This window comes from Lacinutrix gracilariae (assembly GCF_042684485.1).
In the GTDB taxonomy this organism is placed as follows: Bacteria; Bacteroidota; Bacteroidia; order Flavobacteriales; family Flavobacteriaceae; genus Oceanihabitans; species Oceanihabitans gracilariae.
On the sequence record NZ_JBHULM010000011.1, the window covers coordinates 23,918 to 48,783 of the forward strand.

The window sequence follows — 24,866 nt, forward strand, 5'->3', positions numbered from 1 at the left end:
TAACGGTTTGGAATAGAAATTAGTATTGATTTTAAAACTTCTAAAATTCCAGTTATTGCATAAAGAAAAAACATTTTAGTAGTAATCCCTAAAATTTCATGTTCTATTCGTTAAAACACGAAGCTTTTGGCTTACTAATGGCTTATGTTTTATTAATAGAAGCTATTTTGACGAAAACCATTGTATTGATTTTCGCCAAAAAGCTAATTATTTTATTTTGCTGCTGGCTTATACTCTTTTTTGTCAATCACCATCTTTGCAATAATTTCACGAAGTATTTCGCTTGTTCCTCCACCAATAGGTCCTAGTCTACTATCACGCAAAAGTCGTGCCATTGGATATTCTTCCATATAGCCATAGCCTCCTAAAAACTGCACACATTGGTAAGCTACTTCATCTGCCATTTTTGTAGATTTCAATTTAGAGATTGTAGCTTCTTTTACCACATATTCTCCATTATTTAATCTATTTGCAACCATATAGTTATACTCTCTACACATTTCCATATCTGCATAAAGGTCTACAAAGCTATGACGTAATGCTTGAAACTTATCTATTGTTTTTCCAAAAGCCATACGTTCACTCATATACTGTCTAGCATACTCTAAGGCATATTCTGCTCGAGCATGTGCATTAATACCCATAATTAAGCGCTCTAAAGCAAAATGCTGCATGATATACGGAAAACCTTTTCCTTCTTCACCCATTAAATTACTTGCAGGAATGGTAACATTATCAAAAGCTATTTCTGCAGTATCACTTGCTCTCCATCCTAGTTTATCTAATTTGGTTGCAGAAATTCCTGGTGTATCTCTATCCATAATAAAAATACTCATACCATTATGTCCTGCATCTACATCTGTTTTGGCAGCTACTACTAAGTAATCACTATACACTCCATTAGTAATAAATGTTTTAGAACCATTAATTACATAAGAGTCTCCTTGCTTAACAGCTGTAGTACGCATTGCTGCAACATCAGACCCTCCAAAAGGTTCTGATATACAAAGGCAACCTATTTTGTCTCCAGTAATACTTGGTGTTAAGTATTTTTCTTTAATTTCATGGCTTCCTTCTTTATTTACATGTGTCATTGCTAAATAGGTATGTGCCCAAATATTAGCTGCAAATCCACCAGAATTTACTTTTTGTAATTCTTCTAATAAAATTACAGTATAAAATAAATCTAAGTTTAATCCTCCATAGGCTTCAGGATATGCCAAACCAAAGAACCCCATATCTCCGAATTTCTTCCAGATAAAACGTTCTACAGTTCCTGTTTTCTCCCATTTATCTATATGTGGTACAACTTCTTTTTTCAAGAAGTCTTGTAAACTTTGTCTAAATAATTGATGCTCTTCTGTGAAGTACATATTGCTCATAATTCTTAAGGAATTTATTATATTCTAGTTAATAGCCAAATATAATTTAATTATATCAATTTTATAAACAGGAAAGCCTTTTACTTTTGTTAATTCATCAACAGAATTAAAACCTTCACGTAGCGTTCTTTGTTCTAAAATTTGATGCGCAACCTCATAATCTATATAAGGCACAGTAACTAACTCCTCTCTTGTTGCCTTATTTAAACTTACTTTAGTTATTGCTTTTGGCGTCTTTACAGTAAACGCATTTGTAAGTCTTGTGATAACCTCTGGTTTTAAACCATACACTTCTTGCAACTCGACATCTGCTATAAAACCTTGTTGTTTATTTCTGTATGCTACAATTCTAGCCGAAAGTGCTTTACCTATACCATTGACAGATTGTAATTGACTAGCCGAAGCAATGTTTAAATCTATTTTTTGCTGAAAGGTTTTTGGAGTATTGGAATAGTTTTTGGATTTAAATTTTGCTTTAGGTTTAGCACTAGTAACCCATTCAGGAAATTTAAAAAATGGAGAGATTTTATTTAAAAGCGAATCGGAAACCTTAGTGACTTGTTGAAACTGTTTGGTAGAATTAATCCATTTACCTTGTTCTCTAAATTGTAACAATCTATCAATTTCTTGATTTGTCATTCCTAAAGTGAAGCCTTTATAATCGGTTATATAATTAGGGTTAAAAGGATATATTTTTGGCTTACGTTTTTCTATTTCTACTTTACGAAGCGAATCTGCCTCCTTTTTAAACGCTTCTAATAGTTTTTGATTAACTATATCTTCTTTGTAAGTATTTGTAAATACTTTGGGTATAACAAAAGCATAAACACATTGTAGTGTAACAATTATGGCTAATAACAGAAAAATCCCATTTCTCTGTTTGTTTGTAAACTGGAAATGGGATTTTAAATTCATATTATATGTTTTTTACATTTTCTCGACGTGATCTTCTGCTCCGTCTTCTATAGCCTCTTCTTTTTTATTAATGGCATTCATGTATTTTTTCAATTCTTTTCTAATTACTGGAGATAGCATTACTACACCAATAATATTTGGTACTACCATTGCAAAAATCATAGCATCAGAAAAATCAATAACAGCACCTAAACTAATAGAAGCACCTACTACTACAAATATTAAAAATAAGAATTTATATACTAAATCTGTAATTTTTCCTTTACCAAATAAGAATACCCATCCTTGCATACCGTAATAAGACCAAGAAATCATAGTACTAAAAGCAAATAAAATAACAGCTATGGTTAATACTATAGAAAAGTGAGGAATAACAGTATCAAAAGCTGTTGCAGTAAGTTCTACACCTTCTGTAGCTTTTACACCATACTCCATAAATCCTCCATCAAAATTAGTAATTACAATTACTAAAGCAGTCATTGTACAAATCACTACAGTATCTACAAAAGGCTCTAATAAAGCAACAATACCTTCAGAAGCTGGATACTTAGTACGTACTGCAGCATGTGCAATAGCAGCTGATCCTACACCTGCTTCATTAGAGAAAGCTCCACGACGAATACCTTGTATCATAACACCAATTACACCACCTAAACCTGCTAAAGGAGTAAATGCTCCGCTAATAATAGCTGCAAAAGCATCATCAATAAGTGTAAAGTTTGCAAACAAAATAATAAGTGCTGCTAACACATAAATACCTGCCATAAAAGGCACAATTTTTTCGGTAACCGAAGCAATTCTTTTAATACCTCCAATAATAACGATAGCTACTAAAACAGCCATACCTAAACCAAAATACAATCCAGCGTTATCACCTGTTAAGCCAAAAAGTTTTGTAAACTGTGCTGCTGCTTGGTTTGCTTGAAACATGTTTCCTCCACCAAAAGAACCACCAATTACAAAAATAGCAAACAATACAGCTAGTACTTTACCTAAACCTCCTGCTCCTTTTTCTTTAAGTCCTTTAGTTAAGTAATACATTGGTCCACCATAAACGGTTCCGTCTTCACCAACATCTCTATATTTTACACCTAAAGTACATTCTGCAAATTTAGAAGCCATACCTAAAAGACCTGCAATAATCATCCAAAATGTAGCTCCTGGACCTCCAATAGATAAAGCTACTGCAACTCCTGCAATATTACCTAAACCTACTGTTGCAGATAATGCTGCTGTTAAAGCTTGAAAGTGAGAAACCTCACCATCTGCGCCTTCGTTTTTAATAGTTTCAAAAACATCTCCTCCTGGTGTTTGGTCACCATAAAGTGTATCTACACCATGTTTTTCAATGTCTTCATATTTCCCTTTTACCACTTGTAAAGCAGTAGTAAAACCAGTAAAGTTGATAAATTTAAAATATACAGTAAAGAATAATGCTCCTCCTATTAAAACGATTAATACCCAAGGAATTTGAAAATTTTCCGAAAAAGGTATTTCGTAAAAAATAGCATTTACAAACCAACCTGTATAATCTTTGAAAATGGAATCAATTTTTTCTGAAGTACTCTCTTGAGCAAAGTTTATAAATGGTAAAATGAATGTAAAAATAGAAAGAAGATATTTCTTCATGATAAGTATTAGTTAGTTAATTTTTGAATTAAGTCAGCAATATGCTAAAAATAAATGGTTTTTTAAAGCATAACTTGTTAAAATAGGGAACTAATGCAAGTTGTAAATAGCATTTAATTCTTTAATTTGTTCTGGTCTACCAAGCACAATCACCTTAGCATTAGCCTCTAATTTGCGTTCGGCTTCGGGATTTACAATATATTCTCCTTTACCATTTTTATAGCCAATTACATTACAACCTGTTCGTTTTCTTAAGTCTAGGTCTTTTATGGTTTTTATACTTGTATTAGTATCATATAGTTTTTCTACAGCAATTTCTTCAATATTAATATTAGAACTACCTACAATATTTAAGTTATCAATAAATTCTATAAGATCTGGCACTACTACCAAAGAAGCCATGTGGTCTCCACCAATTCTGTCTGGAAGTATAACATTATTAGCTCCTGCAAATTTTAGTTTTTTGTATGATGTTTCTTCTGAAGCTCTACTAATTATACGCAGTGTTGCGTTAATTTGCCTAGCAGAAAGCACTACAAATAAATTATCTGCATCATTAGGCAAGGCAGATATTAGGGTTTCTGCTCTTTCAATTCCTGCTTCTAATAAGGTTTCATCTTCATTTGCGTTTCCTAAAACAAAAGGCACTTCATAAGTTTCAAATTTATCTATAACCTCTTTATCTTTTTCAATAACAACAAATGGCTTATTATACGCTAGTAATTTTTTAGCTGCTTGTTTTCCGTTTCTTCCATAACCACAAATAATTATATGATTGGTAAGCGCATCTATGGTTTTTTGCATCTTTTTTTGTTTTAATTCTTCCAAATTATTTCTGCTTAAAATATACTCTGTAATTACAGTTAAGGCATAACCTACAATGATTATACTAGTTAAAATTAATAACATAGTAAATATCTTGGATGCAGGATCTAGCGGATAGACTTCACCAAAACCAACAGTTGTAATAGTAATAACTGTCATGTACAAGGCATCAATCCAGGAATATTGAGATACATATTTAAATCCTATTACACCTATTAACAGTAACAGAACTAATAAAGCTACTGCAGTGTAAATTCTAGATCTAAAAATTCTCACAAAAGTATTCATCATATATTATAGGTCAAAAACCGAAGTTCGTTTTGTATATACAATATCTTTTATTTTCATCCAGAAAGCTAAGAATAAGTATAAAGCAAATCCAAAACCTAAAGTTACAAATGTTAAATATATAAATGAAGTTCTTACCACTTTTGCACGCATACCCAATCTATCAGCAATACGTTGGCACACATAATAACCGTGTTTTTGAAAATATAAAAGAATACGATAGAAAATGTTCATGACTGCAATTTACTTAATTACTACCAATTTTATTAAGAAAAAATTCAAATTCCAAAAACTAGACACTAAAACCTAACTTTTCCCTTTTTTACGCAACACTAGTTAACAAGGCATTGCCTATTGCACATTGCAAGCATTTATTTTTTTCACAATATTGTTTTTTTAGCTGAAGCAATGCTTGACTTTGCATGGCTGATGTTGCTACAAGATTAAGCTCTTGAAATTTAGTTATAATACTGTTTTTTTCTGAAGAGATTTGATTTATAATACTAACAATAACACTATCTATGTCTTTACCTTGCTGTTTGGCATAGCTAAATTTTATTGGCACTATGGTATTTATAATGAGTAAATCTATAAAGGCTTTAGTAATTATTTTTTTTGATGCTTTACTTATTTTACCAAAAGTAAAATGGTTTTCCCAATATGAGGAAGTGCCCACTGCAAACAAAGCATAAAGATCTTCTTTATTTTGTGCGTGTATTACTTTTGAAAACAAATTGGTATGTGTACTATACACATTTGCTAATTGCGAAATACGTATAGTAGGAAAATTTGGTGGACGTAATCTAAAAAATTGTAATGGTATTACTGCTTGACTAGACAAGCCAAACTTTTGCTTTAAAAATAGGTATTCCTTTTTAAGTTCTAGATAATACAAATCTTGAACCTCTAGTTGCAACAAATCTGCTTGACCAAAAAGTAAGGCTTCTAAACTGTGCTGCTTACTTTGTAGTTTTTGTATCACATTAAAATCTATAGAACTTGCAAGACTTAAAAAAGCATCTCCATTTACTTTTAATCCAAAGTTTTTAGCTAGCATTTTAAAAAGCACTGCTTCCCAATTGTTTTTACTACTTTGTAATAATTGTGCAATGTCTGCCGATTTTCGTTCTAAGCGTTCAAAGTACAAACGCTCTAACCAGTTACTAACTACAAAACTGTTTACTGATGCAAAATCATTTTCGCAATTAATCCATTTTTGCTTTTTACTAAACAGTTTTTGGTAATTCTGCAATGCACTTTTACTAACTACATCTTTTAGTACTAAAGTTGGTATTACGGTATTGTCTTTTCTATGAATTTCTGTATCGTGTTGCCAAACCACATGTAAAATTACATTATCATAATTTTTATCTTGCTCATGGTTATGTAAAAACCAATCGCTAGATTTTATATGTATTTCTACATTACCAGCCCATAGTTGGTCTGCTATTTTAATTTGTGCATTAAAAAAGTCTGGTCCTGTGTTATGGTTATGCATACCCATTTGCAAAATAGCAACAGGCTCTTGCGCTGTTGTTTTTAAATTGCTTAGCGCAAACTTTTTGTATTTCCAGATATAATGTAAAAAGTCTTCTTGCATGTAACTAATTTACATAATGCAATTTACATGACAAAAAAACAAGGCAAGCACAAATAATTTGATGGCGTCCTTTTTTATAAAAATACTACAAGAGAGCAAATAAATTAAATTCACATTAGCTTTATAAAATTGCCTTACTGCATTGCTAAGCTAAATATATTAATTTGCTGTTAAGAATTACTTTTTATCTAGTTTATCAAGCTATACATCATTATTTTTGTAGACATAAATACAACACTTTTAACACAAAATTCAACCTATGAAAAACCTAAAAAACAAAAAAGCAATAATTACTGGAGGAGGAAGAGGACTTGGAAGAGCAACTGCAATAGCTTTTGCTAAAGAAGGAATTGACATTGCCATTACTGGTAGAACTGAAGCTGCTTTAATAGAAACAGTAGCAGAGTTAAAAACCTTAGGCGTTGATGCTACTTATGCTGTTTTTGATGTTAGTAATTATGACGAAGTAAAAGAAGGAATTAAAACAATCATTGAAAAATTAGGTACTGTAGATATTTTAGTAAACAATGCAGGAATTGCTGCTTTTGGTACTTTAAACGATATGGACGTAACACAATGGAGTCAAATTATACAAACCAACGTAATGGGTATGTATTACGTTACCAAAGAGGTTTTACCATACTTAATAGAAAAAAACAAAGGAGATATTTTTAATATTTCTTCTACTGCTGGATTATCAGGAAACGCTACTACATCTGCATATTCTGCTTCTAAATTTGCGGTTATTGGTATGTCGGAGTCTTTAATGAAAGAAGTACGTAAAAACAACATTCGTGTTTGTACATTAACACCCAGTACTATTGCTTCAGATATGTCTATAGAACTTGGTATTGCTAGTAAAGATTCTGAAGACAGCGTATTACAACCTGAGGATTTTGCAGAACTTATTGTTGCTGGATTAAAACTACCTAGAAGAGCCATGTTAAAAGGTGCTTCATTATGGTCTACAAACCCATAACAAATAAACCCATTTAGATTTACACATAAAAAAACCTCCTAATATTTTAGGAGGTTTTTTTATTTAATTACTGTAATTGTTAATCTATATAACCCATTTCTTTCATCCAATCGTTGTTGTACATTTTACCAACGTAACGACTTCCATGGTCGTGAAAAAGAACCACTACAACATCGTCTTTTTTAAATTCATCTTTTAATTGTAATAATCCTTTTATTGCTGCTCCAGCACTATTACCTAAAAACATACCTTCTTCTAAAGCTAGTTTTTGTGTATATACTGCTGCATCTTTATCTGTAACTTTAGTAAAACCATCAATAAGAGAAAAATCTACATTTTTTGGTAAAATATCTTCACCAATACCTTCGGTTACGTAAGGATAAATTTCATTCTCGTCAAAAATTCCTGTTTCGTGGTATTTTTTAAATACAGAACCATAGGTATCAATTCCCCAAACTTTTACATTAGGATTTTGTTCTTTTAAGTATTTACTAATTCCTGAAATGGTTCCTCCTGTTCCTACACCAACCACAAAATGTGTAATCTTACCATCTGTTTGTTTCCAAATTTCTGGTCCTGTACTTTCATAATGTGCTCTTGCATTACTTGGGTTATCATATTGGTTTACATACCAAGAGTTAGGCGTTTCTTCTCCTAAACGTTTAGAAACCGAATAGTAGGATCTTGGATCTGTTGGCTCTACATCTGTAGGACAAACAATTACCTCTGCTCCATGTGCTCTTAATACATCACATTTTTCTTTTGATTGTTTATCACTTATTACAAAAATACATTTGTATCCTTTTATAATAGCAGCAAGTGCTAATCCTAATCCTGTATTTCCAGAGGTACCTTCAATAATAGTTCCTCCTGGTTTTAATCTTCCGTCTGCTTCAGCATCTTCAATCATTTTCAAGGCCATTCTATCTTTTGCAGAATTTCCAGGATTAAATGTTTCGTATTTAGCAAGTACCAAACAAGGTAAATCTTCTGTAAGTTTATTTAGTTTTACTAATGGTGTGTTACCAATAGTTTCTAGTATGTTTTTTGCGTATTCCATAATTTCATTTTGCTTTGCAAATTTAAGGCAAAAGTTAAAAGGGAAAAGAGAAAAGGTGGTTTTATTTTACGAAAGCCTTTTAACTAATATAGAAGCTTTTAGTTTATAAAGTTATACTTCTTGATTTTGTTAGGTATGCCGAAATTTTAATATTAAAAATAAAGCTTCTGGTTAGGTTGCGTTAGCGATTGCAGTGGCATCCTTTTTTGAGGCACTATAAAAAGATATAACGGAAAGCGTGGTGCTACATAGCTTAAGCGAAGTAGTAAACGCCATAATTAATTATTCAAAACGAATTGCTTTTACTGGCGAAATTTTGGTGATAATGTATGAAGGTATTAATAGCATGAGTAAACAAAGGAGAAATGTACCAATGTTTAAGGCTAAAATATAGCCTAAACTTATATAAACAGGTACTTCGCTAACGTGATACACACTAGGATCTAGAGGAAAAAACTTGCCATATTTTTGTGCAAAAAGCAAGAGCAAACCTATAAGATTTCCCCAAAAAAGACCTATTAAAATAATATAGCTGGCATTGTATAAAAACATTTTTCTGATGCTCCAGTTATTGCTTCCTAGTGCTTTAAAAATACCAATCATTTTGGTACGTTCAAGAATTAAAACTAGTAATGCAGTTATCATGTTTATTCCTGCTACAAGAATCATGATGCCTATAATACCATAGGTGTTTTTATCGAAAATGCCAATCCACTCAAAAATAGAAGCGTGTTTTTGTTCTACAGTTACAGCATTTAATAAGGAAGGTGTGTTTTGAAATACTGCAACGTATTTTTCTTGTAATTGGTTGTAGTCATCTAGTAAAACCTCAAAACTTCCTACTTGATCTGGCTGCCATTTATTGAGGCGTTGTATGTGACGTATATCTCCAAGTACATAGGTTTCATCAAATTCTTTAAGTCCTGAATTGTAAATACCGACAATAGAATAACGAATTTGTGTTGGTAAAGCGTTTGGATCTTGCTTTTTAAAGAACGTAGAAAACTTATCGCCTAACTGAAACTGCATACGTTTTGCTAAACTTTGAGAAATAAGCACGTCTTGGTTTCGCTCTTTAGAGTAATCTGGCAATCTACCTTCTATTAAAAACTCTTTAAAATAATCCCAATTATAATCTGCTCCTACTCCTTTTACAATAATGGCTTCAAAATCTGTTTCGGTTCTTATTATTCCGAATTTTGATGCTACTGCTTGCACGTTTTTTATACCATCTACATTTTTAAAAACAGGATAAAAATCTTGTTTGGTAGAAATGGGTTTATCACTTTCTTGAGAGTTATTAGTGCCAAAATTAGAAATAATTATATGTCCATTAAAAGCAGAAACTTTATCTCTAATTTTTTGTTGCAAGCCAATACCTGTAGCTACAGCAATCATCATTACTATAATACCAATAGCAATTGCAGCAATTCCAATTTTTATTATTGGTGCCGAAACGCTACTTTTATACGCTTTACTACTAATAATGCGTTTAGCTATAAAAAACTCGAAATTCAAACTAGATTATGCAATTTAATGTTTTCAAAAATACAGTTTTATTATTTGTTTTTATATTAATTTCTTGCGGAAGTAATTCAAAAACAAAAGATACTATTACTTCTACAGATAGTTCTAAAGCGGAAACCCTTCTGCAAGCGAAGCCTAACACCGAAAAAGCAACCAAAAAGCCTATTCTTGTTGGTGCCAACCAAACAGAAGCATATTTACCATTACTTAGTAAAAAACGCGTTGGTATTGTTGCCAACCAGACTAGTGTTATTTTTAAGTATAACCAAGGTGAAATTGACGATTTGCATAAAACACCTAGCAATAATAGGTATACACATCTTGTAGATTCCTTAGTAGCATTAAAAGTAGATGTAAAAAAAGTATTTGCTCCTGAGCATGGATTTAGAGGAACTGCTGATGCTGGAGAATTGGTTAAAGATGGTATAGACACCAAAACCGGTTTACCTATAGTTTCGCTATACGGAAAAAACAAAAAGCCTTCTGCAGCACAACTAAAAGATTTAGATATTGTAATTTTTGATATTCAAGATGTAGGAGCTCGTTTTTACACTTATATTTCTTCTTTACATTATGTTATGGAAGCTTGTGCTGAAGCAAATATTCCTGTTCTTATTTTAGATAGACCAAACCCAAATGGTCATTATATTGATGGACCTATTTTAGAAATGGAACACAAAAGTTTTGTTGGTATGCATCCTGTTCCTGTGGTTCACGGAATGACTATTGGTGAGTATGCTAAAATGATTAATGGTCAAAAATGGTTAGAAAATGGTGTACAATGCAACATTACTGTTATTGCCATGCAAAATTACACACATGATACGCCATATCATTTACCTATTAAACCATCACCAAACTTACCTAATGCAAAGGCAATAAACTTATATCCTAGCTTATGCTTTTTTGAAGGTACTAACGTTAGTGCTGGAAGAGGAACTGACAAACAGTTTCAAATTTTTGGAAGCCCTTTTTTAGACTCCAAAATGTTTAATTACACCTATACTTTTACTCCTAAGCCTAATGCTGGTTCTAAATACCCAAAACACGAAAACAAAGTTTGCTTTGGTATGGATTTAAGCACGAGTAAAGATTTAAGTAGATTAGACTTAAATTATATTATTGAAGCATACCAAGCAACAGCAAATAAAGATGCCTTTTTTAATACCTTTTTCACCAAACTTGCAGGAACAAAAGAACTACAAAAACAAATTGAAACAAAACACACCGCTTACGAAATTAAAAAAACATGGGTTAGAGGTTTAGCTGCTTATAATACGATGCGTCAAGCCTATTTACTGTATAAGTAAAAAGCCTCTAGAAAATTTCTAAAGGCTTTTAATATTTGCAAAATCTATTTTTTGCTTAGAGACTAATTTATACTAGTTATATGGTTCTCCGTTTGGTCTTAAGTTTTGTGCTCTATACTCTGCACGAGATTGAACCACATAACGTCCTCCTCTAGCATTTGTAAGATTATAACTTTTATATACAGTAGAGTCTAAACTAGGTTTTTTAGTTTCAGTGACTCTTGTATCTTTAGCTGGTTTGGTTTTAACCACTGATTTTTCTTGTACCTTTTTTACAGGTTTTATCTGTTTTTTTACAGGCTTAGGCGTACTGGTTGCAACTCTTGTTTTCTTTTTTGCAGTTACTTCCTTTTTTACTTTTTGCTTTTTTACGGTTTCTTTTTTGGCCTTGTGCTTTTTTATTCGCTCTTTTTTTACGGCTTCTTTTTTAGGCGTAACAGGAGCTTCTTTTTTCTCTTTTACTAGAGGTTCTTTTTTAGTTTGTTCTGTAACCTCAGCAACCAACGCTTCTTCTTTTTTAACTATAGGTTCTTCCTTTTTAATTGTTGGTTTAAGTGTTTCTTTTTCTTCTAGAGCTTCTGGTTCTGATTCTGGTACAACCTCAGCAATTAATTCTTCTTCTAATAGAGGTGTTTCAATTGGTAAAAGTCTAGAAATTCTAAAAACTATTGTTTTTTGATATTGATATATATCATCACTTCTTTCAATTTGAAAAGCAGCAATAGTATACTCTCCTACAGGAACAGATGCTAAAGGTATGCTCGCTTTTTTCTTACCTCTTTCTACTTCAAAAACCTTAGATTCATAGTTTCCTATAAACTCAACTTTATATAAATTATAGTCACTACTTAAATGTAGCGTATCACCTGCTTTATTTAAATTGTGTTGTAAACTATTAGCTTCTGAGTTTATATTTTTTGCAATTGTAGAATATACTGTGTTTTGACCAAACGATAAACTAGTTATCATTAAGAACATAAATAAACATAGTAGCGTAACTTTCCCCTCTTTCATTACGTTGTAAATTTTAATCATTTTATTGAATTTTGATAATAGCTACTAATCAAATTTCCGTTCAAAGATTATATTAATTTACAAAAAAAAGGTGCCTTATTTGGTAATTGTTATGAATATTCGTTGAATACCAAATATCACAGATAAAATGTTATCCGTCTGAAACAAAAGACATTAATTCGCTTAAAAAGCTTTACAAACACTAAACATTCTTCTGCATTATGAATTTATTACACATTTATTTTCCGTATTCAATTACGTTTAATGTATTGCCGTTTTTTCTATTAAATGTGCAATAATTCTCACCAAATACTAGCAATTATTCTGTCTGTAAAATAGAATAGAATTTCTGTAGATATAGAAGTAAGTTCGTTCTGTAAAATACCACAATTAGCAATTGTGCTTTTACAGTTTTATTCTACGTTTCATTTCTTCTACAATATTAAAAGCTGCAGGACAGATAGCCACATTTTTAATAGTAAGGTTTGAAATTTGCTGAAACTTTTTTCGGTCTGTATGCGGAAATTCTCTACATGCCTTTGGTCTCACATCATAAATAGAACAATAGTTATCTGCTCCTAAAAAAGTACAAGGTACCGATTGTAAAACGTAATCATTTTCTTCATCTACACGTAAATAGTTGGCAATAAACTGCTGTGGTTTTTGCTTAAAATGCTTTGCAATTCTATCTACATCTTTATCTGTAAATAAAGGACCTGTTGTTTTGCAACAATTAGCACAAGTTAAGCAGTCTGTACGCTCAAATTCTTCAGCATGTAAATCTTGCATGATATAATCTAAATTCTTAGGCGTTTTCTTTTTTAGCTTTGTAAAAAAGGTTTTGTTCTCCTTATGCTTATCTTTGGCCAACTTTGGGAGTTGTTTTAAAAATTCTTCCATAGAACAAAAGTAATATTTTTTGAAACACTTTGTCTGTGCTTAGTGTATCAATAATAGTAAATAACAACAGATAACCTCGACAGCTTTTTAAGATGCTTCGTGTAATATCTAGCAATGACAATTTTATGGAAAAAGATTTATTTGGAAAAGCTTTATTAGACTACCAAAACGGAAATTATACAGAAGACATTATTACTGCAACTAATATAAGTGACGAAGATAAATTACCTATTCCGTATCTTTTTAGAGGTTTTACAGAAATGCCTAAACTAGAACAAAAAGCGCTACAAGTTTCTAGCGGAAAAATTTTAGATGTTGGCGCTGGAGCAGGAAGCCATAGTTTGTATTTACAAGAAAAAGGTTTTGAAGTAAAAGCTATTGATATATCTGAAGGTGCTATAGAAGTTTGTAAAAAAAGAGGTGTTAAAAATGCGGAAGTAAAAGATATTTTAAACGAAACAGACTCTTTTGATACTATTTTATTGCTTATGAATGGTACCGGAATTTTTCAAGAATTACAACAAGTAGCAAGCTATTTAAAGCATTTAAAAAGCATTTTAAATACAGGAGGACAAATTTTAATAGACTCTAGTGACATTAAATATATGTATGAAGATGAAGATGGTGGATTTTGGATGGATACTACAGCGAACTATTATGGCGAATTAGATTATTTTTTAAGCTATAAAGGCGAAAATGAAAAACCAATGAAATGGTTGTATTTAGATTTTAACACGCTACTTACTGCTTGTACTTCTGTTGGCTTACAATGCAAATTACTGCAAGAAGGAGAACATTTTGATTATCTAGCAAAGCTTACGCTTTAGTTTTCCATACTACAATGGTGAGTTTAAAATCTGCATTTTTCAAATTAGATTTTAATCTACCATATTTTTGTATTTTAAACTTGGTATTATAATAGTTTAGCACTTTTTCATCTAAACTTGCTCCTAGGCTTTTTAAGGTTTCTACAGATTTTAAAGTTGCAGTATTCTCTTGATAATTTAATACGTACAGTCCGTAATCATCATCAAAAGCATATCTTTTAGAACGACTATAGTCTGGTGTGAAAAAAGCAGAATTTATTTCTAAAACATTATTAAAATTTAATGTTTCTTCCTGCGTTTGCATTAACCCTTTTACAATTCTTATTTTTTGTAATTCTTCAGGAGCATTGTCATTTTTAAAGGATACAGAAGGATTACAAGCCGCAACAGAAAGCTTTCCATCTTGTGCTTCTGCAATATAAAAAAGCCATTTTGAATTCTTTTCAGGATTAGGAACAGGACAACCATGAAGCGATTTAGAGAACCAAATAATATTTGTGTTTACTTGGTTATTAAAGTTTTCTAGAACTTCTACTTTTACCTTTTTAGCCCTTGAAGTATTATCATGGTATTCTAAAACTTGAATAATTTTTGCAGTAAAAACATTTTCAAAACCATTTAGCCTACTAGAAACAGTACCATAACTACAGGAACAAGCATACGTTGTAAAAGCAAATAGAAATGTAAATAAAGAAATTATTTTTAATTTCATTAAGACTATAGGTTAAACCCTTTTTCGCTTAACTTATCTACAATAGTTCTATAAAAACCACTACTCCACATTTCTGATATTTTGCTCATGGCATCATTCATAGAATCTTGAGAGCCTGTAATTTTTTGTCCTGTATCACTTCGGTAAAACTCGGTTAAAGCCACCTTATCTCCTTCGGTAAGTTTACTAGCATCTTTAAACATATTTTGTCCTGCTTTAGTAGCATATAAGGCGTTCATGTTTTTTACGTCTTCATGTGTAAAATGACCACGATATGCAGAAACCACCATTTGACTTAACTCTTCTAAGGATTCTGTTTTAAGACTCTTTAATTCTACCCAAACAGATTCAGGAACGTTTTGTGCTGCATATTGCTCTTGCAACATGCTAAACATTTGCTCTACTACGTTTTCATAATACGCATAGGTACCATTACTTTTAATACATTGTTTTACGTCTTCACTATAAGCATCTACTTGTGCAAAAGTTGTTGCAGATACCATTACTGCTAATACTAGAGTATATATTTTTTTCATCTTTAAAGAATAGTACGTTTTATGTTTACAGACATAGCAATTATTGTGCCACGCCATCAATAAAAGTTTGTTGCACTTTTATATTAGGCAATTTAGCATCAGGTACTTGCATAATATCTTTGTCTAAAATAATAAAATCTGCAAACTTCCCTGCTTCTATGCTTCCTTTTTCATGTTCTTCAAAATTTGCAAAAGCAGCCCAAATAGTCATTCCTTTTAAAGCTTCTTCTCTGCTTAGTGCTTCTTTTTTATTAAACCCATTTTCAGGAAAACCTTTTACATCTTGCCTAGCAACAGCTGCATAAAAAGTTAAAAACGGACTTACTTGTTCTATAGGAAAATCGGTTCCTAAGGCTACTTTTCCGCTTTTATTTAAAAGTGTTTTATACGCATAAGCTGTTTGTATTCTATCTTTACCTAAGCGTTCTTCGGCCCAATACATATCACTTGTAGCATGTGTTGGTTGTACAGAAGGAATAATATTTTCGTTTTTAAAATAATTAAAATCAGTTCCTGTTAACACTTGTGCATGTTCTACGCGCCAACGTCTGTCTGTTTTGCCTTGTAATGTTTTTTCATAGGTATTTAATACAAATCTATTAGCAGAATCACCAATAGCATGTGTGTTTAATTGATAGCCTGCTTTTTCTATTCGTATTGCTAGTTTTTTATAATCTTCAAGACCAATAACCATAGCGCCAAAATGATTGTGCATATCTGAATATTCTTGCTTTAAAGCAGCACCACGAGATCCTAAAGCACCATCTGCATATACCTTAACCGATTGTACGTTTAATTTTTCGGTTTTTATTTTTCCTTTTGGTAAATAATAATCTAGATTTTCTTTGGTATTACTAACCATAGCATACACTCTTGTGTTAAGTTTTTTGGCTTGTTGTAAACTATCGATCAACTCAATGACCTCTTTATTTAAACCAGCATCTGAAACTGTGGTAAGCCCTAAATTAGTACAAATTTCTTGTGCATCTAGTAATGCTGTAATTTGTGCTTGCCTTGTTGGTTTAGGGTAAATAGCTTCTACCAAAGCCATAGGATTATCTATTAAAACACCTGTTAACTCTCCTTTTTCAAGTAGTATTTCTCCTCCTGCTACTTTTGTGTTTTTGGTAATTTTAGCCAAGTCTAAAGCTGCTTGGTTACATAACATAGCATGACCATCTATTCTTGTTAAAGCAACTGGAATATCTGGAAATAATCGATCTAACAAAGCTTTGTTTGGATATTCTTTTATTTCCCAATCGTTTTGATCCCAACCATGACCAGTAATAAATGGTTTATTTTTTTGGTTTTGAAAATCTGTAACGCGCTTTACTACATCTACAAAACTTGTAGTACCAACCAGATTTACGGTTTGCTCAAACAAACCTAATCCGTAAAAATGACAATGTGCATCTATAAGTCCTGGAACAATAGTTTGCTCTTTAGCATCTATTATAGTGTCTGCTTGAAATTTATTTTCAATGTCTTTAGATGTACCAACAGCTACAAACTTACCATCCTTTATTGCAAATGCTTCTGCTGTTTCAAAGTTTGTATTTACAGTATATACTTTTGCATTGGTAATTATAGAGTCTACTTGTTGTTTGCCTTTATTACAGGAAAAAATTAGTAGAATACCAAGAAGTGAAAAATATTTATTCATGCTTTTTTATTTGTTCTAGATCGTCTGTTGAGATATTAAGACTTTGTGAAATATGCTATTAAAATTTTAATTACGTAATGTACAAAAATAACAAAAGCGCTCTCTTAAGAACGCTTTGTTTATTACTCCTTTTATTTCCGTTTATTTCCCTTTATTTCTGTTTTATTAAGAGAATATTTTGTTTCTACGTTTGTTACAATGTTATTAAAAATCAAACTTATAGGTTGCTCCTGCTAAAAACTGAAATCCTTGAACAGGATAGTTTTGCCATCTTTTATATTCTTGATTAGCAATATTATTTGCTTTTGCAAATACCGAAAGTCTTTCATTAATATGATAACCAGCATGCGCATTGGCATCAAAATAACTTTTTAAAGTAGTTGTTTGATAAGCTACCAAAGGAAACGTAGTCACAATCTCTTGGTCTTTTCTTTCGCCTACAAAAAACAGATTTGCTCCTGCAAACCATTGTTTATTTATTTGATAATCTAAAAACAGATTTGCTTTTAAACTTGGTAGATTCCATGCTTCGGCTTCCTCATCAACATTATATGCAAAATATTCTGCTTTTACACCTAAGGTGAAATTTCTGTTTATATCTGCATTTATTTCACCTGAAACGGCAAAAGTAGAAACATCATCATAGACTAAACCAAACGAATTTCCATTCATATAATTTTCATCTCCTGATGCATCCAGGTTATTTTTAAACATTGCTTTATCACTTTCTGCAATATATTTTCCTTTAATATTATAACTTATTCCGTTAGACACCATTCCTTTTAAACCTACAAAAACATTGTATTTCTGGTCTGTTGGTGTAATAAATAAAGTTGGAGACACAAAAGGATTTTCTTGTGCAAAATCATAATACGTATTTTGTATTAAATCTCCTTGAATACCTCCATAAGCAATTAATATTTCGTCTACCATTCTATACGATGCTTTAATATTGGGATAGATAAAAAACTTGTTATCTCCATATTCTGTATCGTTTAAATAAAATAGAGAAACTCCTAAATCTAGGGTTAAATCGTCTTGCACTAATTGGTACGTTGGTGATAAACCAAGATTAAAGTTTCCGTAATTTAATGCTTCGTCTGTAAAATAATTTCTTTCAAATTTTCCGCCTAAATAATCTACTCTAAGTGCTACATTAAAGTCTAAATCTTGAATAGAAATATCGCCATTTGTTTGTAATAAAAACCTGTTTTCGCCTGAGCTATTATTATCACTAAATCTTCTAAACAAAACGCTTGCTTCTTTTACATAAGCGCCTGTAAAAGTAACATCTCCTCCAAGGTTAAAGCCATAAAATGTATGGTCTACATCACCAATATCATCGGCTTCTTCTTGGCTAAATACACCTTGTGGTAAACCATACCAATTGTATTTTTGATGTAAAAAACCACCTTCTATGTTGTAAGAAAGGTCGCGTTCATTTCTAGCATAATTGGCACTTAATTTAGTATCTGAAAAATTATCATCTAAAAGCACATCACTAATTCCGCCTTGAGAAGAGTGATGGCTAATATAACCACCAACACTTTCGGTTCTACTAATAGCATGATTTAAATACACCTCACCTAAAACAGAGGTATACATTCCTGCTGCTAGTGTGGCATAATTATCATATAATTTTGCAGGTTTTTCTTTATCTACTACAGCAGCTTTACCTTTTGCTGGTGTAAATGTAGAAGCCACAGGAAAAGAGAAAATATTATATTTTATTTCTTTTTTGGCTGTTGTAGTTTCATCATCTAAAGAAGGCACTTCTTTTACCTTAAAAGCATCAGATATTGTAGGAGTATATGGTTTTACTACTTGAATAACATCTGTACTTAAGGTATCTTGATCTCTTTCTTGAGAAAACCCTAAGGTAGATACCATTATTAAAAAGAATACTAAAATTTTATTTTTTTGCTTTCGCATATTTTTGCTATTTATTTTAAACTTTAAGATGCTATGGCTTCGCTTAGCATGACTTATACTTTATCTTATTTAAAGACAATACTCCTGCTTTTGCAGAAATTTAATCTTCTGGAACGATAGAAGAATTTGTTTTTGCCTGTTCTTCTTTTATTTTACTTAATTCGGTTTGAGCTTCTGCAACGATATCTTCAAATGTTGCAAAATTTTTGATTACACTTTCTAAAATATAAGTTGCTTGAAAAGCGTCTTCTAAAGCGTAATAATTTTTTGCCATAAGCACTAAACCTTTTGCGCTATAATATTTATAACCAGAATAATCTTTTGCTAAACGTTGAATAGCAGTATTTGAAGCTGCATAGCTTCCTTCTTTATTTTTAAAATATGCATTGTAAAACAAAGCTTCTGCTGCTGTTTCGCCTATTGCTGTAAGCTCTACTTCTGCATAGGCTAATTTTGCTTTAGCTTCATCTTCTGTTTGTATTGCAGAACGTGCTATAATTACATGTGCATCGCTTTTAATTTTATTATCTAAACTGTTTTGTAACAATACTTTTTCGGCATAAGCCACAGCTTGACTATAGTTTTCTAATTCATAATTGGCTTTCATTAAATTAGATTGTGCAAAAACAGCATTTTGCGGAAAACTAGCTACTGTTTCTAGTGTTGTTAGTACAGGAATGGCATCTTGCCAGTTTTTGCTTTCGGTATAAATTTGCGCCAAACGCAACAAGGCTTCTTCAGTAAATTCACTTTGCGAAGCTTGCGTAACATATTTAAAATGTGGTGTTGCTGTTTCTTTTAAATCTTTCTTAAAATACAATTGCGCCAAATAAAAATGCGATTGTAAAGCATGTAATCCGTTTGGAAACTCATTTAAATAACTATTAAACTGCTTGATGGCATTATCTGTATCATTATCTAAATATTTCTTTTCTGCAGCTTCATAACTAGTATTATCTAAATCTGCATTAGTAACCTCTATATAATCTAAGGTTTGTACCCAAGAAGCATACTCATCTACTCTTCCTATATCAATATAAATTAAACGCGCTGTTGCAACTGCTTGGTTTGCTTCTGCTGTGTTAGGAAAATCTGCTGCTACTTTTTTAAACTTACTTAAAGCAGGATTATTTTCGCTAGCATTATAATGTACTAACCCTTGACGAAGCAATGTTTTTGGTACAAACAAACTATTTTTATACTCGTTATTTAATCGATCATACGTTTGCATTGCTTTGTTGGTATTTCCTGCTTTTACATACGAATTACCTAGAGCATACATGGCATCATCTCTTAATTTTGATGTTGGGTATTGGTTAATAAAGTCTTCTAATTCTGAAATTTTTGTAGCATCATTTCCAGCATAACCAGCACTTAAAGCTTTTTGAAAAAAGGCATAATCGGTTTCTATTTTTCCTAGCTTCATTGCTTTATTATAAGCTTGAATAGCATCGTTGTACTGACTAGAAACAAAATAACTATCTGCTAAACGTAGGTAGGCATCATTTAATCTTATTGTGTCATCCTTTTTTTTAGCAATAAATGAATTGAAATATTGTATTGCTTGCGTATAATTTTTTTGTTTAAAATAGGTGTACGCTATATTATACTCTAGATTTTTTTGTTCTGGAGTATTTGCTGCTGCTGTTTGTTGTTCAAACTGTTTAAAACCTAGTAAAGCATCCTCATAATTGGTAAGATTAAAATCGGTTTCTGCTTTCCAAAAAGTTGCTCTTGCAGTGTATGTAGCATCTTGTGGTTCTTTTAAAGATTTATCAAAAAGCGCTTCTGCTTCTTGAAATTTGTTTTCATTATATAATTCAATTCCTCTATAAAAAGTTACTTTTTGGTATGCTACTTTATTTTCATAGCTCTTTTTTCCTTCTAAAAGATTTAAAGCTTCTTTGTAGTTTTTTGAGGTAATATAAGAGTCTATTAATAAGGTTTCAATTTCTTCTTGATAAGCTGTATCTGGATATGTATCTAAATACGTCGCTAGTACTTGCGGAACAGATTGATAAGCATTACCAATTTCATAACTAATTTTTGCATAATTTAACCAAGCGTCTTCTTGAATTTTTAAATCGTAATCCATTTCGGAAGCATTTTTAAAAGCATTTAAAGCTTCCTGTTTTTTATCTACATTTACATAACTCTCTCCTAAGTGATAGTATGCATTTTGTGCTACGCTATTATTACCACCAATAATTTTATTGAACTCTTTTATAGCTTTTTCGTAATCTTTTTGTTTGTAGTAAGCATAACCCAATTGGTAATAATCGGTATTATTCCATTTGCCATTGGTTCCTTGATATTGGGTTAAAAACGGAATTGCTTCGGCATATTTTTGTAAGTTAAAATAGCTTTCACCAATAATTTTATGAAGTTGTGAAACTTCGTTAGTATCACTATTTGGTAATTGCTCTTTGGCTAAGGCTATAGCTTCTTCAAACTTACCAAGCTTAAAATGTAAATCTGCTTGATAGTAAGAGAGTTTTTCTTTGTATTTTTCGTCATCTCCTACTTGGTCAAAATACTGATTAGCTTTGTCATAATCATCACTTTCATATGCCATATAACCAATGTAATACTTTGCTTGCGACCCATATTTTTGTGAGTTTTCTACACGATTTAAATAGGTTTTAGCTGTTTTATAGTCTTTGGTTACAAAAGCTACATATCCATTATTAAAATTATATCTTTCTTTTTCGGCTGATGCTAATCCGCTTTCATCCACCTTATCATACCATTTTTTAGCATAGGCATATTTTTGATTAACAAAATAATAATCTGCTACATCTACATACGCTGTATTACGTTTGGTACTTGTAGGATAATCTGCTACAAAATCTTCCATTAGCTGATCTGCATTTTGCTGATTTAAACGCACTGCACAATTGGCTATATAAAAAGCACAATCACTCTGTAAAACATCTGTTTTTGCAGTTCTTTTTATTTGATTAAATAAAGACTGTGCTGCTAAATATTGCTGATTATTATATAGTGTTAACGCTCTTTGGTAGTCTACAAGATCACTTGTATAAACAGCAGTTTCTTGTGCCATAAGCTGAAAACTACAAACAATAGCTAAAAGGAATAAATGAAGATTTTTTTTAGTCATGGACTATTTTTTTTATTAAAGAATCAAAGATAAATCAATATGTAAATGATAACGTTAGAATTTTGTTATAATTATTCACTGACTTATTAAAAATGAATGAAAAATAGGCCATGTTTATCTACATACTGTTTATGGATTCATTTTTACAAACAAGTAAAATAACTTAAACACGTATAAGGTAAGTTACAAAGCAGAACCATATATTATATTTAAAAATTAGCTACAGCTTTAAGAAAACTTTTAAAGTATAACTTTTATGTTTTAACTTTTTAATAATACATTTACAACTCTTAAAAACAATGTAATTTTATGTCAAACCCTGTTTTACAATTAAAAGATGTTTCTATTTTTCAAGGAAACAACTTAGTGCTTTCTGATGTTAATGTAGAAGTCAATAAAGGAGACTTTGTGTATTTAATAGGAAAAACGGGATCTGGAAAAAGTAGTTTTATGAAAACTCTTTATGGAGATTTAGCTTTAACAGAAGGCGAAGGACATATTGTAGATTATGATTTACGTAAATTAAAAGAAAAAGACATTCCGTTTTTACGAAGAAAATTGGGTGTTGTTTTTCAAGATTTCAAACTACTTACAGATAGAACCATTAACGACAATTTATTATTTGTTTTAAAAGCTACAGGCTGGAAAGACAAGTCTAAAATGAAAACAAGAATTGATGAAGTTTTAGATAAGGTTGCCATGAAAACTAAAGGTTTTAAATTTCCGCATGAACTTTCTGGTGGAGAACAACAACGTGTTGCAATTGCTAGAGCTTTATTAAATGATCCAGAATTGATTCTTGCAGATGAGCCAACGGGAAATCTAGATCCGCAAACCAGCATTGAGGTTATGGAAGTTTTACAAGAAATTAATAAAAATGGAAATACCATTTTAATGGCTACCCATGATTATGCCTTGTTATTAAAATACCCAAGTAAAACGTTAAAATGTGATGAAAATCAGATTTATGAAGTGGTACAACGCAAGGGTTAAAACAACCATTTAAAAAAGCGAGACAAACCACTTTCTGTTTTTGGTTCTTCCTCTTTATTTGTTGTTGTAGTTGTTGCCTTTTTGGCATTAGTAAACGCTATAATAAATACACCAAAATTATTTAAGGTTTTAGTTTCTATTGCGTTTTCTGCTTGCATTGGCACTGTAATTTTAGCATCTTCAGCTAGCGTTCCTGTTTTTATAACTGTGTTTAAATTTTCAACATCTGTAATGGTGTAACTACTTCCTTTTTCCATGTGGTATTCTAAGAAATCAACCACTACATCCTGCTCCTCTTTATTAAAAAGCACCACTCTAAAACTATTGGTTTTATATTGGCTTTTTGTTATATCTAAAACGTTGGCTAAGTTGAAATCTTTAAAATTATAGCTTCCACTATTTTCATCTAATTTGTATTTAGACTTCCATTCATTCAACAAATAATCTCTTGAGCCTATTATACGTATTGGCTTTGTTCTTCTAGTATAATAGCTATTATTATTAAAATTCCAATTATCATCAATTATATGTTCTAATGTAGATTCATTAATCCTTACGTAACCACTATAAACCACATTATTATTAAACTGCATAGACTTAACATACAACACTCTCAATGCATTTTTTCTTCCAATAATAATATTATTCTTTATTATTGCATTCTCTAATGGTGCTTTTTTATCAAAACCCAATGTTAATGACGGAGCTTCTGTATTTTCAATTTCCTTAGTAAGGTTTGTATTATGATATAAAACATTATTACTTATAGTAATATTTTTAGCAATATTAACTTCATTTTCATCATCTGAAGCTACAATAATGTTATCCCTATAAGACCCCGCGGGTAAACCATTGTTAAACAACACATTATTATATAGCGTTACATTTTTAACATAAGCTTCTTTGGCATCCTTATTAGCAGACCAAACTTCAATTCCTTTATAATAATTGTTAAAGACAATATTATTAAATATCTGTCTTTCTTTATCACTAGAGTTTTGAACATACATACCAACTCCCCCTCCTCTTTTTTTAGTAAAAAACCCATTATTAAAAATAATACACTCATTAATTTCTGCGTTAGAAGTTCTTTTCCAAGAATTAAACCCTGAACCCGGATTATTATAAATAACTAAATTAATAAACTTACAATTACCACCAGAGGTATGATTAACCCCATCACATCTTGAAAAATCTTTGTCTGTTTCTATTCTAGAAAAGTCATTTAATGATGTGATTTCAAAATTCTTGAATATTAAATTATTTCCTTTAATTTCTATTACTTGTTTTTTTATAGAAGAAACATTTCCGTTTAAAATAACCCTATGGTTTGGATATGCACTTACTGTAATATATTTATTTGCAGTAGTACAATTTAGCGTACTATTATATCTACCATTATAAACACCTTCATGCAACCAAATGGTGTCACCTCCAGAAACTACTTTACTAGATTGGGTTAAGGCTGTTTGTAAATCCCATGGATTTTGTAAAGAACCGTTTCCTGTAGCAGTTCCTGGTGTTATTTTATGGTTTTTAGGAAATACATGAAACTCTTGTTGTGCAAAAGTAAAAGCAACAATGAAAACAGATAAAAAGCTAAGACATATTTTTTTCATAGTAACAAAATTACAATTACTATACCATTAGCAA

At 31.1% G+C, this 24,866-nt stretch carries 20 protein-coding genes; 4 read left to right on the forward strand and 16 right to left on the reverse strand.

The genetic code is table 11. From position 1 onward, the window contains the following. Nucleotides 1-212: 212 nt before the first annotated feature. The 6 genes from ACFSSB_RS07340 to ACFSSB_RS07365 all read right to left on the reverse strand — a co-directional run bounded on the left by ACFSSB_RS07340 (nucleotide 213) and on the right by ACFSSB_RS07365 (nucleotide 6,639). On the reverse strand, nucleotides 213-1,382 hold the full coding sequence (locus tag ACFSSB_RS07340; protein WP_379902611.1) for an acyl-CoA dehydrogenase family protein: 1,170 nt from the start codon (nucleotides 1,380-1,382) through the stop codon (nucleotides 213-215). Between the two features lie 24 nt (nucleotides 1,383-1,406). Next, nucleotides 1,407-2,297, reverse strand: coding sequence for a ComEA family DNA-binding protein (locus ACFSSB_RS07345; protein WP_379902614.1), 891 nt, complete (start codon nucleotides 2,295-2,297; stop codon nucleotides 1,407-1,409). A gap of 12 nt (nucleotides 2,298-2,309) precedes the next feature. Continuing rightward, a complete protein-coding gene (locus ACFSSB_RS07350) occupies nucleotides 2,310-3,926 on the reverse strand; it encodes an alanine/glycine:cation symporter family protein (protein WP_379902617.1) in 1,617 nt (538 codons plus the stop codon). A gap of 90 nt (nucleotides 3,927-4,016) precedes the next feature. Further along, the gene (locus ACFSSB_RS07355) at nucleotides 4,017-5,039 is read right to left on the reverse strand and encodes a potassium channel family protein (RefSeq protein ID WP_379905663.1); all 1,023 of its coding nucleotides are present in this window, start codon (nucleotides 5,037-5,039) and stop codon (nucleotides 4,017-4,019) included. Nucleotides 5,040-5,045: 6 nt separating this feature from the next. Beyond that, the gene (locus ACFSSB_RS07360; RefSeq protein WP_215967236.1) at nucleotides 5,046-5,273 is read right to left on the reverse strand and encodes a PspC domain-containing protein; all 228 of its coding nucleotides are present in this window, start codon (nucleotides 5,271-5,273) and stop codon (nucleotides 5,046-5,048) included. Nucleotides 5,274-5,361: 88 nt separating this feature from the next. Further along, nucleotides 5,362-6,639 carry a DUF2851 family protein gene (locus ACFSSB_RS07365; RefSeq protein WP_379902620.1) on the reverse strand — a complete coding sequence of 426 codons (1,278 nt, stop codon included), beginning with the start codon at nucleotides 6,637-6,639 and terminating at the stop codon, nucleotides 5,362-5,364. A gap of 259 nt (nucleotides 6,640-6,898) precedes the next feature. On the opposite strand from ACFSSB_RS07365, the gene ACFSSB_RS07370 reads away from it, so the two are divergent. Then, entirely contained in the window at nucleotides 6,899-7,618 is a 720-nt protein-coding gene (locus ACFSSB_RS07370) for a 3-ketoacyl-ACP reductase (RefSeq protein WP_379902622.1), read from the forward strand. 79 nt (nucleotides 7,619-7,697) lie between these two features. On the opposite strand, the gene ACFSSB_RS07375 is transcribed toward ACFSSB_RS07370, so the two are convergent. Beyond that, nucleotides 7,698-8,678, reverse strand: coding sequence for a PLP-dependent cysteine synthase family protein (locus tag ACFSSB_RS07375; RefSeq protein ID WP_379902624.1), 981 nt, complete (start codon nucleotides 8,676-8,678; stop codon nucleotides 7,698-7,700). 282 nt (nucleotides 8,679-8,960) lie between these two features. Further along, nucleotides 8,961-10,196 carry an ABC transporter permease gene (locus ACFSSB_RS07380; protein WP_379902626.1) on the reverse strand — a complete coding sequence of 412 codons (1,236 nt, stop codon included), beginning with the start codon at nucleotides 10,194-10,196 and terminating at the stop codon, nucleotides 8,961-8,963. A gap of 8 nt (nucleotides 10,197-10,204) precedes the next feature. On the opposite strand from ACFSSB_RS07380, the gene ACFSSB_RS07385 reads away from it, so the two are divergent. Next, nucleotides 10,205-11,515 (forward strand): exo-beta-N-acetylmuramidase NamZ family protein, encoded by a 1,311-nt coding sequence (locus ACFSSB_RS07385; protein WP_379902629.1) that lies wholly within the window; start codon nucleotides 10,205-10,207, stop codon nucleotides 11,513-11,515. A gap of 72 nt (nucleotides 11,516-11,587) precedes the next feature. On the opposite strand, the gene ACFSSB_RS07390 is transcribed toward ACFSSB_RS07385, so the two are convergent. Together ACFSSB_RS07390 and ACFSSB_RS07395 are read right to left on the reverse strand one after the other, a co-directional pair. Then, the gene (locus ACFSSB_RS07390) at nucleotides 11,588-12,550 is read right to left on the reverse strand and encodes a hypothetical protein (protein ID WP_379902631.1); all 963 of its coding nucleotides are present in this window, start codon (nucleotides 12,548-12,550) and stop codon (nucleotides 11,588-11,590) included. 384 nt (nucleotides 12,551-12,934) lie between these two features. Beyond that, complete coding sequence (locus ACFSSB_RS07395; protein ID WP_379902633.1) at nucleotides 12,935-13,429, reverse strand: YkgJ family cysteine cluster protein; 495 nt, start codon at nucleotides 13,427-13,429, stop codon at nucleotides 12,935-12,937. A gap of 125 nt (nucleotides 13,430-13,554) precedes the next feature. Here ACFSSB_RS07395 and ACFSSB_RS07400 point away from each other — a divergent pair, with 125 nt between their 5' ends. After that, nucleotides 13,555-14,256: a class I SAM-dependent methyltransferase gene (locus ACFSSB_RS07400; RefSeq protein WP_379902635.1), complete on the forward strand. Its 702-nt coding sequence runs from the start codon at nucleotides 13,555-13,557 to the stop codon at nucleotides 14,254-14,256. Here ACFSSB_RS07400 and ACFSSB_RS07405 read toward each other — a convergent pair. The 5 genes from ACFSSB_RS07405 to ACFSSB_RS07425 form a co-directional block, all read right to left on the reverse strand. Then, nucleotides 14,246-14,968, reverse strand: a complete 723-nt coding sequence (locus ACFSSB_RS07405; RefSeq protein ID WP_379902636.1) for a hypothetical protein — start codon at nucleotides 14,966-14,968, stop codon at nucleotides 14,246-14,248. The two genes, ACFSSB_RS07400 and ACFSSB_RS07405, sit on opposite strands and share 11 nt — an antisense overlap. Nucleotides 14,969-14,973: 5 nt before the next feature. Next, nucleotides 14,974-15,504 carry a DUF2059 domain-containing protein gene (locus ACFSSB_RS07410; RefSeq protein WP_379902638.1) on the reverse strand — a complete coding sequence of 177 codons (531 nt, stop codon included), beginning with the start codon at nucleotides 15,502-15,504 and terminating at the stop codon, nucleotides 14,974-14,976. A gap of 40 nt (nucleotides 15,505-15,544) precedes the next feature. Continuing rightward, nucleotides 15,545-17,167, reverse strand: coding sequence for an amidohydrolase (locus ACFSSB_RS07415; RefSeq protein WP_379902641.1), 1,623 nt, complete (start codon nucleotides 17,165-17,167; stop codon nucleotides 15,545-15,547). 204 nt (nucleotides 17,168-17,371) lie between these two features. After that, nucleotides 17,372-19,099, reverse strand: a complete 1,728-nt coding sequence (locus tag ACFSSB_RS07420; protein WP_379902644.1) for a TonB-dependent receptor — start codon at nucleotides 19,097-19,099, stop codon at nucleotides 17,372-17,374. Between the two features lie 100 nt (nucleotides 19,100-19,199). Further along, a complete protein-coding gene (locus tag ACFSSB_RS07425; protein ID WP_379902646.1) occupies nucleotides 19,200-22,220 on the reverse strand; it encodes a tetratricopeptide repeat protein in 3,021 nt (1,006 codons plus the stop codon). A 309-nt stretch (nucleotides 22,221-22,529) separates the two neighbouring features. Here ACFSSB_RS07425 and ACFSSB_RS07430 point away from each other — a divergent pair, with 309 nt between their 5' ends. Continuing rightward, entirely contained in the window at nucleotides 22,530-23,213 is a 684-nt protein-coding gene (locus ACFSSB_RS07430; protein ID WP_379902650.1) for a cell division ATP-binding protein FtsE, read from the forward strand. On the opposite strand, the gene ACFSSB_RS07435 is transcribed toward ACFSSB_RS07430, so the two are convergent. Further along, nucleotides 23,210-24,832 carry a hypothetical protein gene (locus tag ACFSSB_RS07435; protein WP_379902653.1) on the reverse strand — a complete coding sequence of 541 codons (1,623 nt, stop codon included), beginning with the start codon at nucleotides 24,830-24,832 and terminating at the stop codon, nucleotides 23,210-23,212. The genes ACFSSB_RS07430 and ACFSSB_RS07435 overlap by 4 nt on opposite strands. Nucleotides 24,833-24,866: the final 34 nt, after the last annotated feature.

What these genes read in the sequence shown, in the direction of transcription:
- ACFSSB_RS07395 (WP_379902633.1), bottom strand. Translation starts at nt 13,429, where the DNA reads ATGGAAGAATTTTTAAAACAACTCCCAAAGTTGGCCAAAGATAAGCAT.
- ACFSSB_RS07390 (WP_379902631.1), bottom strand. Translation starts at nt 12,550, where the DNA reads ATGATTAAAATTTACAACGTAATGAAAGAGGGGAAAGTTACGCTACTA.
- ACFSSB_RS07430 (WP_379902650.1), top strand. Translation starts at nt 22,530, where the DNA reads ATGTCAAACCCTGTTTTACAATTAAAAGATGTTTCTATTTTTCAAGGA.
- ACFSSB_RS07350 (WP_379902617.1), bottom strand. Translation starts at nt 3,926, where the DNA reads ATGAAGAAATATCTTCTTTCTATTTTTACATTCATTTTACCATTTATA.
- ACFSSB_RS07375 (WP_379902624.1), bottom strand. Translation starts at nt 8,678, where the DNA reads ATGGAATACGCAAAAAACATACTAGAAACTATTGGTAACACACCATTA.
- ACFSSB_RS07370 (WP_379902622.1), top strand. Translation starts at nt 6,899, where the DNA reads ATGAAAAACCTAAAAAACAAAAAAGCAATAATTACTGGAGGAGGAAGA.
- ACFSSB_RS07425 (WP_379902646.1), bottom strand. Translation starts at nt 22,220, where the DNA reads ATGACTAAAAAAAATCTTCATTTATTCCTTTTAGCTATTGTTTGTAGT.
- ACFSSB_RS07435 (WP_379902653.1), bottom strand. Translation starts at nt 24,832, where the DNA reads ATGAAAAAAATATGTCTTAGCTTTTTATCTGTTTTCATTGTTGCTTTT.
- ACFSSB_RS07415 (WP_379902641.1), bottom strand. Translation starts at nt 17,167, where the DNA reads ATGAATAAATATTTTTCACTTCTTGGTATTCTACTAATTTTTTCCTGT.
- ACFSSB_RS07360 (WP_215967236.1), bottom strand. Translation starts at nt 5,273, where the DNA reads ATGAACATTTTCTATCGTATTCTTTTATATTTTCAAAAACACGGTTAT.
- ACFSSB_RS07400 (WP_379902635.1), top strand. Translation starts at nt 13,555, where the DNA reads ATGGAAAAAGATTTATTTGGAAAAGCTTTATTAGACTACCAAAACGGA.
- ACFSSB_RS07410 (WP_379902638.1), bottom strand. Translation starts at nt 15,504, where the DNA reads ATGAAAAAAATATATACTCTAGTATTAGCAGTAATGGTATCTGCAACA.
- ACFSSB_RS07345 (WP_379902614.1), bottom strand. Translation starts at nt 2,297, where the DNA reads ATGAATTTAAAATCCCATTTCCAGTTTACAAACAAACAGAGAAATGGG.
- ACFSSB_RS07405 (WP_379902636.1), bottom strand. Translation starts at nt 14,968, where the DNA reads ATGAAATTAAAAATAATTTCTTTATTTACATTTCTATTTGCTTTTACA.
- ACFSSB_RS07385 (WP_379902629.1), top strand. Translation starts at nt 10,205, where the DNA reads ATGCAATTTAATGTTTTCAAAAATACAGTTTTATTATTTGTTTTTATA.
- ACFSSB_RS07365 (WP_379902620.1), bottom strand. Translation starts at nt 6,639, where the DNA reads ATGCAAGAAGACTTTTTACATTATATCTGGAAATACAAAAAGTTTGCG.
- ACFSSB_RS07420 (WP_379902644.1), bottom strand. Translation starts at nt 19,099, where the DNA reads ATGCGAAAGCAAAAAAATAAAATTTTAGTATTCTTTTTAATAATGGTA.
- ACFSSB_RS07340 (WP_379902611.1), bottom strand. Translation starts at nt 1,382, where the DNA reads ATGAGCAATATGTACTTCACAGAAGAGCATCAATTATTTAGACAAAGT.
- ACFSSB_RS07355 (WP_379905663.1), bottom strand. Translation starts at nt 5,039, where the DNA reads ATGAATACTTTTGTGAGAATTTTTAGATCTAGAATTTACACTGCAGTA.